Source organism: Collinsella aerofaciens, assembly GCF_015560135.1.
Taxonomy (GTDB): domain Bacteria; phylum Actinomycetota; class Coriobacteriia; order Coriobacteriales; family Coriobacteriaceae; genus Collinsella; species Collinsella aerofaciens_AN.
Genome location: NZ_JADMRH010000004.1, coordinates 77,589 through 91,136, shown reverse-complemented (window position 1 = coordinate 91,136; position 13,548 = coordinate 77,589). Strand labels below are relative to the sequence as shown.

The following is a 13,548-nucleotide window of genomic DNA, read 5'->3' as shown; positions in this document are numbered from 1 at the left end:
GTCAGGAGGATACACATGCTACGCAACGTTCCCGTAAGCCGTAAGTCATTCATCGCAAGCGCAGTTGCGCTTTGCTCAATTGCCATTTCACCAAAGCAATCTAAGGCGCAACCTCTTGAAGTAGAGTTCCCTTCTGCCGAAGAGTACATTGAAGCTGTCAATGAGTCCGGCACAGGATGGACGACATACGCACTAGATGAAAACGGAGATGTCCAAATTATCGAGCGATTCCAGACCCTGTCTTTGGATGATTTAGCAGCTGCCACACGCGGCGCTAAAGAATGGATCGTCAAAATTGCCATTTTTATTGGAAAAGAACTCATCGGCTATGTAACGGGGCTTGTAATCGACGGACTGATTAAGAAGATCATAAGCAAAACCGGAGGTTATTGGCCTGAGTATGCAGCAAAGCAACTCCTTGGACACCCCGTACCCGCAGGCAACGCGTACCGTCTACCTTGCAGCGTCTATCCCCCCAACTCCGGAGAATACATTCGTTGTATAAATAGTTAGGATACGGCTATGTTGCCAGTCATCATTGCCCCCGTAATTGGTGTATGGGGCATCCAGTATTTCCTCAACAAGAAGTGGCTCTGGGGCATTGGGTGCATAGCGATAACATTAATATGCTATTTCCTTAGCCTCATTGTCAAAGCATGCTGGCCGAGTGCCATCTCTTTTGGAATTGCTCTTCTCAGCTCGGTCCAGCTATATGGAAGCAAAAAGGGTTTGTCCTTCTTTAGTGCCCTGATATCGGCTCCGCTACCTCTGCAAATCTACTGGGGAATTATGGCCGTCATCGTTCTCTTTATGCCTCAAATCCCCTTCAGCGACGTTCCCGGCTTCTCCTAACGCGTCGCCGATTCAACCCCATACAATCCAGTTCACAAAAAGAGTCGGTCGAGCAAATGCTCTAAAAAAGAGCTGGCCGGGCAAAGCCCGACCAGCTCACATACTTTCCCTCAGCCCTTTTCATCCGCACGGGAGAAAAGCCAGCAAGGATAGCGCAGGGCCCGCCCCGGAAGCCCTTTCTCCCGAACGATCCCGCAGCGCGAAGCGCGAGGACCAGTGAGGGAGAAAGGGCGTGGGGCGGGCCCGGACGAGAGCGTTACTCCTTCTCGACCGCGCGCATGATCGCCTTGTAGATCTCCATCAGCGGGATGATCAGGAAGGCCAAGCCCAGCGCGGCGATAACGCCCTTGAGCTCAAGCGTCACAGGGCCAAAGAACATCTCGGCAAGCGTCGGCTGCACGGTCACGATAACCGTCAACACCAGCGCCAGCGCAGCCGAAGCCCAAAGCCACTTGTTCTGCTTCTTCATGCTAAACAGCGACGCACGACGGCTGCGCATATTGAAGCAGTGGAAGATCTCGACCATGTTGAGCGTGATGAACGCCATCATCACGCCTTCCTCGTCGGCATTGCCGGCGATCATATCGGCGATGTGAATGTAGCCCATGTCAAAGTACACGCCCACAAAGAAGCTCGCCAGCACCAGCACGGTGATGATCAGGCCCTGGACCACGCAGTCCAGGCCCATGTGACCGGCAAAGACGCCGTCCTTGGCGTTGCGCGGCCTGCGCTTCATGATGTCACCCTCGGCGTCCTCCATGCCCAGCGCGAGCGCGGGGAAGCAGTCGGTGACCAGGTTCACCCACAGCAGCTGCACCGGCTGGAAGATGGTAAAGCCGATGAGCGTGGCGATAAACACCGAGAAGACCTCGGCAAGGTTAGCCGAAAGCAGGAACTGGATGACCTTGCGGATGTTGTCGTAGATGCGACGGCCCTCTTCGCAGGCACCGATGATGGTGGCGAAGTTATCGTCGGCAAGTACCATGTCGGCGACGTTCTTGGTGACGTCGGTGCCGGTGATGCCCATACCGACGCCGATGTCGGCGCGCTTGATGGACGGGGCGTCGTTAACGCCGTCGCCCGTCATGGCGACGATCTGGTCGCGCGACTTCCAAGCCTCGACGATGCGGGTCTTGTGCTCGGGCTGAACACGGGCGTACACGCCGTAATCCTCGATGTGCGCATCGAGCTCCTCGCCGCTCATGCGGTCGAGGTCGGCGCCGGTGATAGCCTGGCTGCGATCGGCGACGATGCCCAGCTGCTTGGCGATGGCCACGGCGGTGTCGATGTGGTCGCCCGTAATCATGACGGTGCGGATACCGGCGTCGTGGGCCTCGCGGATGGCGTCGGCCACCTCGGGACGGACCGGGTCGATCATGCCGGACAGACCGCAGAAGACCAGGTCATGCTCGAGCGCAGCGGGGCTGCAGTCGGCGGGAACCTCGGTGTAGGTGCGGCTCGCCAGCGCCAGCACGCGCAGGGCCTCGTCGGCCATAGCCTTGTTGGCTGCCACGAGCTCGGCGCGACGCTCCTCGGTCAGGGGGACGACCTTATCGCCCTCGTAGATATGGGTGCACAGGCCGATCACCACGTCGGGCGCGCCCTTGGTGTACTGCTCGTACTCGCCGTCCAGGGTCTCGACGACCACGGACATCATCTTACGACCCGAGTCGAACGGGGCCTCGCCCACGCGCGGGTGCTCGGCAGTCAGGCCAGTAAGACCAGCCTTGCCGGCGTCGTTGACGAGCGCACACTCGGTCGGCTCGCCCACGGCCTCGCCCAGCTCCTCGTCCCACTGGGCATCGGAGCACAGCGCCATGCCGGCCAGGAACTTTTCCTTGGGCGCGGCGAGCTCGTGCTTGACGACGGTCATCTTGTTCTGAGTAAGCGTGCCAGTCTTGTCCGAGCAGATGGTCTGCGTGCAGCCGAGTGTCTCGACAGCAGAAAGCTTGCGGATGATTGCCTGACGCTTGGCCATCTTGGTCACGCCGAGCGAAAGGACGATGGTCACGACGGCGACCAGGCCCTCGGGGATGGCGGCGACGGCGAGCGAGACGGCAACCATAAAGGTGTCGAGCAGGGCAGTCGGGTCGGTAAGGACGTTGCCCACGCCGTGACGGATGATGTCGACGCCAAAGATGACGACGCAGATGACAATCACCATGATGGTGAGGATGCGGCTGAGCTCGGCAAGCTTCACCTGCAGCGGCGTGAGCTCTTCCTTGGCCTCGGCCAGGGCGCCGGCGATCTTGCCCATCTCGGTGTTCATGCCGGTGCCGACCACGACGGCGCGACCGCGGCCGTACACCACGGTGGAGCCCATGTAGCACATGTTCTTGCGGTCGCCGAGCGGCACGTCATCGGTGCCCGCGGCAAGCTCGATCACGTTGGCGTGCTTCTCTACGGGCACGGACTCGCCGGTGAGTGCGGCCTCTTCGATCTTCATCGTGGCGCTCTCGAGGACGCGGCAGTCGGCCGGGACCGAGTCGCCCGCCTCGAGCATGATCACGTCACCGGGCACGAGCTCGGCGCTCGGCAGATGCACGAGCTTGCCGTCGCGCAGCACCTTGGACTGCGCCGCGCTCATCTCCTGCAGGGCCTCGAGGGCCTCCTCGCTTTTAGCCTCCTGGACCACGCCCAGCACCGAGTTGACGATAACGACGAACATGATGATGGCGACATCGGCAAAGTCCGCCTCGCCCTTGACCATGCCCGTGAGTGCACTGATGACGGCGGCAACGATCAGCATGATGACCATGGGATCGGCCATCTGCTCAAAGAAGCGCTTCCACAACGGCGTCTTCTCGGCTTCCTCGAGCTTGTTAGGGCCTGTCTTGGCGAGGCGCGACGACGCCTCGTCGTTGCTCAGGCCGAGGTTCTCATCGACACCTTGGTCGCTGAGTACCTCCGCCGCGGCGGACAGGTATTCCTTTTGCATATAGAGTCCCCTCCTGGGATTCGGGCCACTCAGCAGATTGATGCCCGATCATAATTCCCAGGAGAAGGGCAAGGGCTCATCAAGGCTGCCGTGCTGAGCGGCAGTTGATAGTGGAGCTATGGTACCCCAAAGCGGCGCGTCTAGCCAAAACATTCCAATTGGAAGCACGGCTCGAGTGCAACGATGCAGACCGTGTGATGCTCAACATTGATAAAACGTTTTTTCTTCGGCGCATCGTCAAACTGAAATATCGCCCAGATAGCAGCGGTCAGAGCGGTTGGTAAAGATTTTTCATATACCGTTTTTACCGCAAAAAATGAACTTCTAATTCGGCATACGGTCGATTTTTTGGGGTATTCGGTCGGCATTTCGTTATAATCATCTCAGTTTTATTTCTTATGGTTTATCTATCAGCGCAAGACGATGTCAGATGGAGGTCTGAATGTACAAGCGCACCAAGATTGTATGCACCATGGGTCCCGCCTGCGATAGCGACGAGACCATCCGTGAGATGATCAAGGCGGGCATGAACGTCGCCCGTTTTAACTTCTCGCACGGATCCTACGACGAGCACCACGGTCGCATCGAGCGCGTCCGTCGTATTTCCAAGGAGCTCGGTCTGCCCGTCGGCATCCTGCTCGACACCAAGGGCCCCGAGGTCCGCACCGGCCTTCTGGTCGATGGCAAGAAGGTTGCCGTCAAGACCGGCGATAAGATCGTCGTCACCGCTCAGCCCACGTCCGAGGATTTCCACGGCACCTCTGAGCACATCTCCCTCGACTACCTGGCTCTGCCCTCCGAGGTCGAGAAGGGCTCCCTTATCCTGATCGATGACGGTCTGGTTGCCCTCGAGGTCGAGTCCGTCGACGGCCAGGACATGACCTGCGTCGTTAAGAACGACGGCCTGATCGGCGAGCGCAAGGGCGTCAACATGCCCAACGTCAACATCTCGCTGCCCGCCATCACCGAGCGCGATCGTCAGGACATCCTCTTTGGCCTGACCGAGAACATCGACTACATCGCCGCTTCCTTCATCCGTGACGGCGAGTCCGTCCGCGGCATCCGCGAGCTTTGCCGCGAGAACGGTGGCGAGCACGTGACGATCTTCCCGAAGATCGAGTGCGCCCTGGGCGTCGAGAACTTCGACGAGATCCTCGAGGCTTCCGACGGCATCATGGTCGCCCGTGGCGACCTGGGCATCGAGATCAAGCCCGAGCTCGTTCCGCACATCCAGAAGGAGATCATCGCCAAGTGCAACGCGGCCTACAAGCCCGTTATCACCGCTACGCAGATGCTCGACTCCATGCAGCAGAACCCGCGCCCGACGCGCGCCGAGGTTGCCGACGTTGCTAACGCCATCTACGACGGCACCGACGCCGTTATGCTCTCTGGCGAGTCCGCTGCCGGTAAGTACCCGGTCGAGGCCGTTAAGATGCAGGCCAGCATTGCTCTCGAGACCGAGAAGTACCTCCCGGCTCACGCTCCGCTCGAGGTTCCGGCTGACGCTCACGGCACCCGCGTCGTCAACAACGTTGTGGGTATGTCCGCTGTGAACATGGCCACCACCGTTGGCGCCAAGTGCATCACCGTGCCGACGACCACCGGTCGTACCGCTCGCCTGATCTCGCACTTCCGTCCCAACATGCCGATCTGCGCGTTCTCCCGCCACGAGTGGGCCGTCCAGCAGATGATTATGTACTGGGGCGTTATCCCGCACCAGGCCGAGATTACCCAGGGCACCGTCAACGGCACGATCGTCAAGGCGATCGAGACCGCTAAGGAGCTCGGCTACGTCAAGGCCGGCGATCTGACCGTCGCTACCGCTGGCGATCCCCGCATGAGCGTCCAGCTCGAGGATAAGGTCTCCTCGACCAACGTCGCTTACGTCGCTCAGGTGCGCTAAAACGCGCTTGCAAGCATACTTGCATTGCAAAGGGCCCGGAAGGCTTCGCCTTCCGGGCCCTTTTTCTGTGCCAATGCCGCCGCATGGCAAAACACGCACTCATTTCTTTACCAAAAGCGCGAAATCCACCCTTCGAGGCCCAAAAAATAAAGCCCCAAGCGCTAAAAGTGTTCGCCCGGTGGCAAACCCACACCTCACACAGGGCTGATAAATCGTTTTAGCAAGAACCAAATCGACCTGGTTTTCGGAAGTATGCGGCAAATTCTGGAACCTCCGTGCACACCCTGTTTTTTCGCAACAAAATGCCTGATAAACTAGCCTCAAAAGCCAGGTCCGCTCATAGGGTTCAGATTTTGCCGCATACTTCCGGATTGACGCTGGCATCACTCGCTTCAAAGAGATGATTTCGGCCAGGAGGGCATTATGGACCTGACGCTTTGTGGGCAATCCGCCTTTAACTACTACCGCATCCCGCCGCAGGTATTAGGCCTTTACCCCGCCATTAGCCTTGGCAATATGGATCGCAGATGTTGTGGCCTCGGAAGTCATGCAGTTGTAAAAGACCTGCTTCACGCACCACTTCACAGGCTTGTATTCACTCGGGCACAATCCGGGTCGCGAAGCCTGTTTAAATCGCACCTCCTGACCCAAGAGCCACCTCCGGGGTCGTTTAGGCAGACTGAACATGGATTTGATGTCACTTCACCGGAGTTCACGCTGCTCAGCCTTGCCACGCAGGTCTCACGCAACCAGTTACTCATGGCGTGCTACGAGATGTGCGGCTCCTTTGCAGTGTTTAAGCCCTGCGAGCGAACGCAACAACAACTCGATGAAGCTATTTCGCTTAAGTTCATTCCACCCAACTGCGGCTGGGAGCGAGTTAACGACACCAAGGGCAATGACACCAACTTGTGGAAGCGCACGCCGCTTCTTACCGCAACGGATATCGCCGCGTTCGCCAAGCAAGCCGCAGGCCTGCGCGGCGTCAAACAACTGCGCTGGGCGGCCGAGCACATGACGGGGCAGGCCGCCTCGCCCTTCGAAGTACAAACCTCCATGCTTATCTCGCTCCCCCGCGACGAGGGCGGCCAGGGCATCGAGATCGCCAACAACGCGCGCATCCCGCTCAGTGAAGCCGCACGTTCGCTGTATGACAAAACCTGCTGCTACGCCGATATCCTCATCGAAAGCGCCACCGACAGCATGGGCGTCATTCTGGAATGCCAAGGCCGCTCTGCCCACGACAGCGAAGCCGCGAGCCTCTCCGATGCCGAGCGCGCCACCGCACTCACAAGCATGGGCTACGACGTCATCCAAATTACCTATGACCAGATCAAGGAGAAGAAGAGCTTCGATCACATAGCCGAGCTCATCCATAAAAAGGCCGGGCTTCCCCACATCCCAAAGACCAAACAGGAGCGCATTGCCGAAGATACCTTACGGCAAGAGCTACTTGTCGATTGGGTTGAGCTATTCACTGCCGGGCCGGCCAGCTAGCAGCTAGCAATCAGGGGCAGCGCAGGCACATCGGGCGATTCGACACGGGCGGCAAAACCCGCCTCGGTCAGCTCGATGACCTCGGTAAACGTTGCGTCGAAGAATTTCTCGGTCAGCAGGCGGTATGGCGGATGGTCGGGCTCGCCGGGGTTTTCGCGCACGATCTCGTGCATAACGCCGATGGTCTTGAGCACATACTCCTTATGGATGGGATACTGCCCAAAACGCGTCGCCGCAGTATACAGGCGATCGGTCGCGCGCGGAATCGAAACAATGCCGAGCGTCTTGCCGAACCAGTCAAAGTCGCCTTGCTTTTTAATGCGGAACTCCTCGCACGGCTTGCCGCCGTGCGCCTCCAGGTACTGATTCACGCGCGTATTCCATACGGTATCGGCCACCAGATGCGACCAGACACCCAGTGTCAAATCGAGCAACGACTGCGCCACATCTTCGGACGCAAGCGAGAACTCACGAGCGCCGGGACCGACAACCGGCTCAGCATCCCTGTAGCGCTGGGGATAGTGCACGCGGTTCAGTCGCTCGCGTTCCTCGATAATCGAGGTCGCCGCGGCTGGCGCACCGATGGGCGAACTTTTAAGCAACGGTGCCACATAGGTATCCCAGAACTCATGCTCACGAGGCTTTGGGATGGGCTCAGGCTTGGCAAAGTGCGTAATGCGGTACGGGATGGGATCGGCGATGCCAGGGACCATATAGCCCACGAAGATATCCGGAACCACGCAGCCAAACAAAAAGGCATTGCGGTCGCGCACGCTATCGGCAAGCACACCAGCACGCGCCAGCATGCGCTCCGTTTGAGCGATATGAATGTTCCAACTTGGCATAGCCACCCCCATAAAAAACCTGGATAACTATACCATCACGGCAAAGCCGCGCGGGCGGCTACGCACGCTCTACGCAGCAACTAGTCCGTAGCACCGCTTTCGGTTCCATACGACGGCGAAGGTGCCTCGACCACATGGTGATATCGATCGATATAGATTGCACGGGCACCCAGGCGTCGCACCAAATCCTGGTGATGCGTGCTCATCAAGACCGTCTTACCCGCCGCGACGTAGGCCAGCAAGAAGTTGACCACGATGTCGCATGAATCCTCGTCGAGCCCATTGGTAGGCTCGTCAAGGACCAAGATATCCGGGTTCATCGACACCACCGCAGCCAGCGCAACACGCTTCTTTTGCCCGCCCGAAAGCTGATAGGGAGAGGCATCGACCAGGTCGGCAACCTGGAACAGCCCCATGGCATCGCGCACGCGGCGCTCGAGCTCGTCTGCCGGCAGCCCCATCTGCGCGGGACCAAAAGCAACTTCCTCGCCCACCGTGGCGCAGAACAGCTGGGCATCGGCGTTTTGGAATACGAAGCCCACGCGCTGGTGGAACTTCTGAGCAGCAGAATCCTTCAGATACGCCGCATCGACCACGCGTCCGTCAAACAGGTATGCGCCGGCATCCGCGAGCTCAAGGCCGTTGATAAGGCGCATGATCGTCGTCTTGCCACAACCGTTAGGACCAAGCAGGGCAACGAGCTCTCCACGGTCCACCTGCAGCGAAACGCCGTCGACCACCGCATGGCCCGCATAGGAAAACACCACGTCGCGAAACTCGATGAGCGGCGTGGTCTCAGCGCCGGCAGCACCGCTCGCACCCATCGCGTTATTCGTATCGTTTGCCAAAACGTCGCCCTTCCCTACTTACATCGACGGTTCGACTGTCCGCGCTACAACACCGCGCACAACACGGCGAGCAACGCCACAACGGCCGCGTATACCGCATCGCGCCAGCCAAACCTGGCGCGCGCGGGAGCCGGATACGCACCGGCAAAGCCGCGGCAAAGCATAGCCTCGTCCATCGCGCGGCTGCATTTCATCGCCTTGATAAAGGTCATGCCCATGATACCCGCGATCGAATCGGTACGCGAAAATCCCTCGGGCGCACGGCCAACGCTGCGCAGCATGACCGATTCGCACAGATCGTGCGCCGTACGACCCAGCACCTCGATGTGCTTGAGCGCCATATCAAACGTAAAGATAACTTCGTCGGGTAGATGCAGCATCTTGAGCGCCGCCGACATGCGGCTCCACGTGAGGGTCCACGAAGCGCCCAGCACCAGCGACACATTAATGAAGGTCTTGAGCGCAATCTTGAGCATGGCGCCCGTAGCGGAAGCACCCAGCAGCAGGGCAGGCAGCGCCAAAACCACTGCGAGCCCCGCGGCGCCAAGCGCCGGCACAAAGGTCGCGCGCAGCCCGCGTATGGGACGCACGGCAACGAGCACCAGCGCAATGGCCGCCATCAACATGAGGTACAGCGGGCTTTGTGTCAGGCACACGCACAGGACGCAAACGAATATCCCCACCAGGCGCACCGGAGCCGAAACGCAAGAAAGGGCGCGGTCGACCATCGACCCGCCCTCGTGCGCGCCTCCACCCAGGCGAACCCGCTCAAGCAGGCTCGCCAGGTGCAGGACGTTCTTTTGCATCACGCGATGACGAGCGCCCGTGGGCTCGTATCGCTCCTCGACCGCAAGCCAGCTAGGCAGCTCGACCATCGCCATGGGCTCCGCTTTCCTTGACCGTCAGCGAGATCAGACGGAATGCGATGGTGAGCACCGCCACGCCAATCACGCCGGACAAGATATACATGGCAGCCTGACCGGCAAAGCCGAGACCCTGCTCCTCGGAATAGGCCTGCAGGTAATCACCCGTAGGCAGAGCGTCGGCAAAGGTCGGGGTGTCGAGACCGACCGAAGCCTGCAGGCTGTCGTCGCCAGCCTCCTGAACGGCGGTCGCGGCGCCCTCGGCGTCCCACTCACCCCAGGCGTCACCCGTGGCCAGCAGGCCCAGCGGCGTGGCCACGACAAGCACGGCAACCAAGATGAGCGTGGGGACCAGCGAGGTCTTCTTTGCAGCAGCGCCCTCGGCAGCAAGCTGTCCATCGGCGGCTTCGGGGCCGACGATAACGCTCGGCGCCGTCTTCTTGATAAAGCCGTAGATCGCGGCAGTCGCCACGCCCTCGACCACGCCGGCTACCAACATATGCGGGATCATCATGGCCGGAATGGCAATGGACAGCGGGAAGGGGCAGTACAGCGGAGCGCCCGAAGCATTCGTGAAAAGCATCGGCTGAATACCAAACTCGATTGCTGCGCACAGGGCCGCCAGGCACAGGCCGACCCAGCCGCTTACGATGGCCGAAACCGAGGTGCCCCAGCTCTTGTCGTGCAAACGGCTGTTAAGCGCGCGGAACACGATGGCTGCGGCAAACGGCAACACGAAGGCCATGTTAAAGCAGTTAGCGCCAAAGGACAGGATGCCGCCGTCGCCAAACAGCAGCGCTTGCAGCGCCAGCGCGACCGAAACCGCGATAGCCGCGGCCTCGGGGCCCAGCAGCAGCGCGATGAGTGCGCCACCAACGGCGTGGCCTGTGGTGCCGCCAGGCAGCGGCACGTTGAACATCATGAGCAGGAAGGAGAACGCGGCGCAGATGCCCAGGAACGCCATGTGCTCGCGATCGAGCGTGGCGCGCACCTTCTTGATGCAGTGGATCCAAACGGGCACCATCGCCACCGCCATAACGGCATCGGTCTGCGGGGACAGATAATTATCTGGAATGTGCATGTACGCCTCCCGGTTATCGGCGCACGGAATTGCAACGCCGCTTGAATCACCTTTCCAGTGTTACGTAATGTCAGATTCGTAACACGCCGCGGGCTATCATAGCAAAACGGCGCACTGCCGACAAAGCAGCACGCCGTTATGTAATGCGCGTGTCATATATGCAGGCTCAACGGTGCCTTATACCGGGCACAGCAGTCACGTAGGACTCGGCGGCAGCCACCGCTGACCCATACCCCAGCGCAGGACCTAGCCGCGGACCTCGCCGTTTACGCCCTTGCACACCTTGGTGACGATCTTCTGGTGCGCTTTTTCGACCTCTTCGCTGGTGAGCGTGTGGTCGTCGGAGCGATACGTAAGCGCAAAGGCCATGGACTTCTTGCCCGCACCGATGCGGATGGGATCGCGGTAGACGTCGAACAGGCGCACGCCCTCGAGCAGCTTGCCACCGGCGCTGGTAATGCGGCGCTCAAGATCCTCGCAGGTCACGGAGTTATCGACCACGATAGCCAGGTCGTGCTCGACAGCCGGATACTGCGAGAACTCGCGGTAGTTCTCCTGGTTGCGAGCGCCCTTGATCAGCTTGTCCAGATCGAGCTCAAAGGCAACGACGACCTCATCGATGCCCATGGCTTCGCGCGCCTCGGGGTGGATCTCGCCAACCCAGCCCAACACGGTGCCGCCGGACAGAACCTCGGCCGCACGACCCGGCTGCAAGAAAGCGTAGCCCTCGCCCTCGACGGGACGAAAGCGAACCTTCTCGATGCGCAGCTGGGCGAGCAGCTCCTCAACGATGCCCTTACCAAAGAAGAAGCGCAGCTTGCGGTACTTCATGTTCCAGGACCGCTCGCTCCACTGGCCCGAGAGCACACCCGCCACGGACTTGGTCTCCTTGGGCAGGCTGGCGTTCTCGCGACCGTGGAACAAGCTGCCGACCTCGTACAGATGCACGTTGGGCGTGCCGTGGGCCTCGTTGTAGGCCACAGACTGCAGCAGACCCGGCAGCAGCGAGCGACGCATCTCGGTCTGCTCGGCCACCAGCGGGTTCATGAGCACCACGGGGCAGCCGCGGCCCTCGGTGGACATGCCGATCTTCTCCAGGTCGCCCGGGGCGGCAAAGCCAAAGGTCGTGGTCTCGTTGAGACCGCAGGCGCGCAGGATCTCGCCGACCTTGCGAGTGAGCTTCTGCTCGCGGGTCAGGCCGCCAATGTGGTTCTTGGCAGCCGGGATGGTCGCCGTCACGCGGCCCATGCCCCATAGGCGCAGGACCTCTTCGATCAGGTCGATCTCACGCGGCAGGTCGGGACGGAAGCTCGGCGGGGTAACCATGAAGTCCTCGCCGTCGCGCTCGACGGTGCAGCCCAGGCGGGTGAGCGAACGCTCGATAAAGTCGGGCTCGATGTCGGCACCGCAGATGGCGTGCACGCGGGCCAGGCGCAGCTTGATGCTGTCGATGGTCTTGGGCGCGGGGAACACGTCGACATAGCCGGGAGCGACCTCGCCGCCGGCGATCTCCTCAATCAGCGCGCAGGTGACGTTGGCGACGTCCACGCAGCCGGTCTCGTCAACCTGGCGCTCAAAGCGAATGGAGGCGTCGGAGATCAGCGAAAGGTCGCGGCTGGTGTGCGAGGTGCGGCCGGCGTTGAAGCAGGCGCTCTCGACCATCACATCGACGGTATCGTCCTCGATCTCGGAATCCATACCGCCCATGACACCGGCCAGCGCCACGGGACGCTCGCCGTCGGTGATGAGGCCCATACCGGCGTCGAGCACGCGCTCCTCGCCGTCGAGCGTCGTGAACTTCTCGTCCTGCTGGGCGGCGCGAACCACCACGCGACGGTGGCCATCGCGCTCGGCAAAGGTGTCGAGGTCAAAGGCGTGCAGCGGCTGGCCGGTGAGCATCATCACGTAGTTGGTGATATCGACGATGTTGTTGTGCGGGCGCACGCCCAGGGCGTTGAGGCGCTTGACCATCCAGTCGGGCGAGGGACCGACCTTCACGTTGCGCACGATGCGGGCGACGTAGCGGTCGCACAGGCCCTCGTCGGCAATCTCGACCGAAAGCTCGTCGTCGGTCGCGCGGCCGGTCTCGACCTTGATGGCGGGCAGCTCAACGTGGAAATCGCGGTCGAAGATGGCACCGGTTTCGCGGGCCATGCCGATCATGGACAGGCAGTCGGGGCGGTTGGGCGTGATCTCGCAGTCGAGCACGGTGTCGCTCGAGCCCACGTACTCGGCAAACGGCATGCCGCAGGGCGTATCCTCGGGCAGGATCATGATGCCGGAGTGGTCGCCGCCCAGGCCGAGCTCGCGCGCGGAGCAGTTCATGCCCATGGACACGACGCCGCGAAGCTTGCTCTTCTTGATCTTGACGTCGCCGGGCAGGACAGCGCCGATCATGGCCGTGACGATGTGGTCACCAGCCTCGAAGTTCTGCGCGCCGCAGACGATCTGCAGCGGGGCGGGGTTGCCATCGGCGTCGAGGTTCTTGTCGCCCACGTCGACCGAGCACACATACATGTGGTCGCTATCGGGGTGCGGGGTCTTGGTGAGCACCTTGGCGGTCACCACGTGGTCGAAGGACTCGCCCACGGTGTCGATCGCCTCGACCTCGGTACCGGTACGGATATATTCGTCCGAAAGGGTCTTGGGATCCTCCGGAATATCGATCATGGTCTTGAGCCAGTCGTAAGAAACGCGCATCTAACTGGTCTCCTTTCATAA

General features: G+C 60.7%; 9 protein-coding genes. 3 read left to right on the top strand and 6 right to left on the bottom strand.

Annotated elements, in window-relative coordinates; genetic code table 11:
• The first annotated feature begins 15 nt into the window (after positions 1-15).
• Complete coding sequence (locus I2H19_RS03065; RefSeq protein WP_195621188.1) at positions 16-513, top strand: hypothetical protein; 498 nt, start codon at positions 16-18, stop codon at positions 511-513.
• A 595-nt stretch (positions 514-1,108) separates the two neighbouring features.
• Here the strand turns inward: I2H19_RS03065 and I2H19_RS03060 are convergent.
• Positions 1,109-3,790, bottom strand: coding sequence for a cation-translocating P-type ATPase (locus tag I2H19_RS03060; RefSeq protein WP_195621187.1), 2,682 nt, complete (start codon positions 3,788-3,790; stop codon positions 1,109-1,111).
• Positions 3,791-4,232: 442 nt separating this feature from the next.
• Between I2H19_RS03060 and pyk the strand changes: the two genes are divergently transcribed.
• Both pyk and I2H19_RS03045 read left to right on the top strand, forming a co-directional pair.
• Entirely contained in the window at positions 4,233-5,693 is a 1,461-nt protein-coding gene (gene pyk, locus I2H19_RS03050; RefSeq protein ID WP_195621173.1) for a pyruvate kinase, read from the top strand.
• Positions 5,694-6,116: 423 nt separating this feature from the next.
• A complete protein-coding gene (locus I2H19_RS03045) occupies positions 6,117-7,190 on the top strand; it encodes a PDDEXK family nuclease (RefSeq protein ID WP_195621171.1) in 1,074 nt (357 codons plus the stop codon).
• Here I2H19_RS03045 and I2H19_RS03040 read toward each other — a convergent pair.
• From I2H19_RS03040 to pheT, 5 genes are all read right to left on the bottom strand, one after another.
• Positions 7,187-8,035, bottom strand: coding sequence for a hypothetical protein (locus I2H19_RS03040; protein ID WP_229089752.1), 849 nt, complete (start codon positions 8,033-8,035; stop codon positions 7,187-7,189). The two genes, I2H19_RS03045 and I2H19_RS03040, sit on opposite strands and share 4 nt — an antisense overlap.
• Before the next feature lie 80 nt (positions 8,036-8,115).
• A complete protein-coding gene (locus I2H19_RS03035) occupies positions 8,116-8,883 on the bottom strand; it encodes an energy-coupling factor ABC transporter ATP-binding protein (protein ID WP_195621169.1) in 768 nt (255 codons plus the stop codon).
• 44 nt (positions 8,884-8,927) lie between these two features.
• Positions 8,928-9,764, bottom strand: coding sequence for an energy-coupling factor transporter transmembrane component T family protein (locus I2H19_RS03030; RefSeq protein ID WP_195621168.1), 837 nt, complete (start codon positions 9,762-9,764; stop codon positions 8,928-8,930).
• Positions 9,742-10,827, bottom strand: a complete 1,086-nt coding sequence (cbiM, locus tag I2H19_RS03025; protein WP_195621167.1) for a cobalt transporter CbiM — start codon at positions 10,825-10,827, stop codon at positions 9,742-9,744. Before cbiM ends, I2H19_RS03030 begins: the two co-directional genes overlap by 23 nt.
• 246 nt (positions 10,828-11,073) lie before the next feature.
• On the bottom strand, positions 11,074-13,527 hold the full coding sequence (pheT, locus tag I2H19_RS03020) for a phenylalanine--tRNA ligase subunit beta (protein WP_195621166.1): 2,454 nt from the start codon (positions 13,525-13,527) through the stop codon (positions 11,074-11,076).
• Positions 13,528-13,548 lie beyond the last annotated feature (21 nt).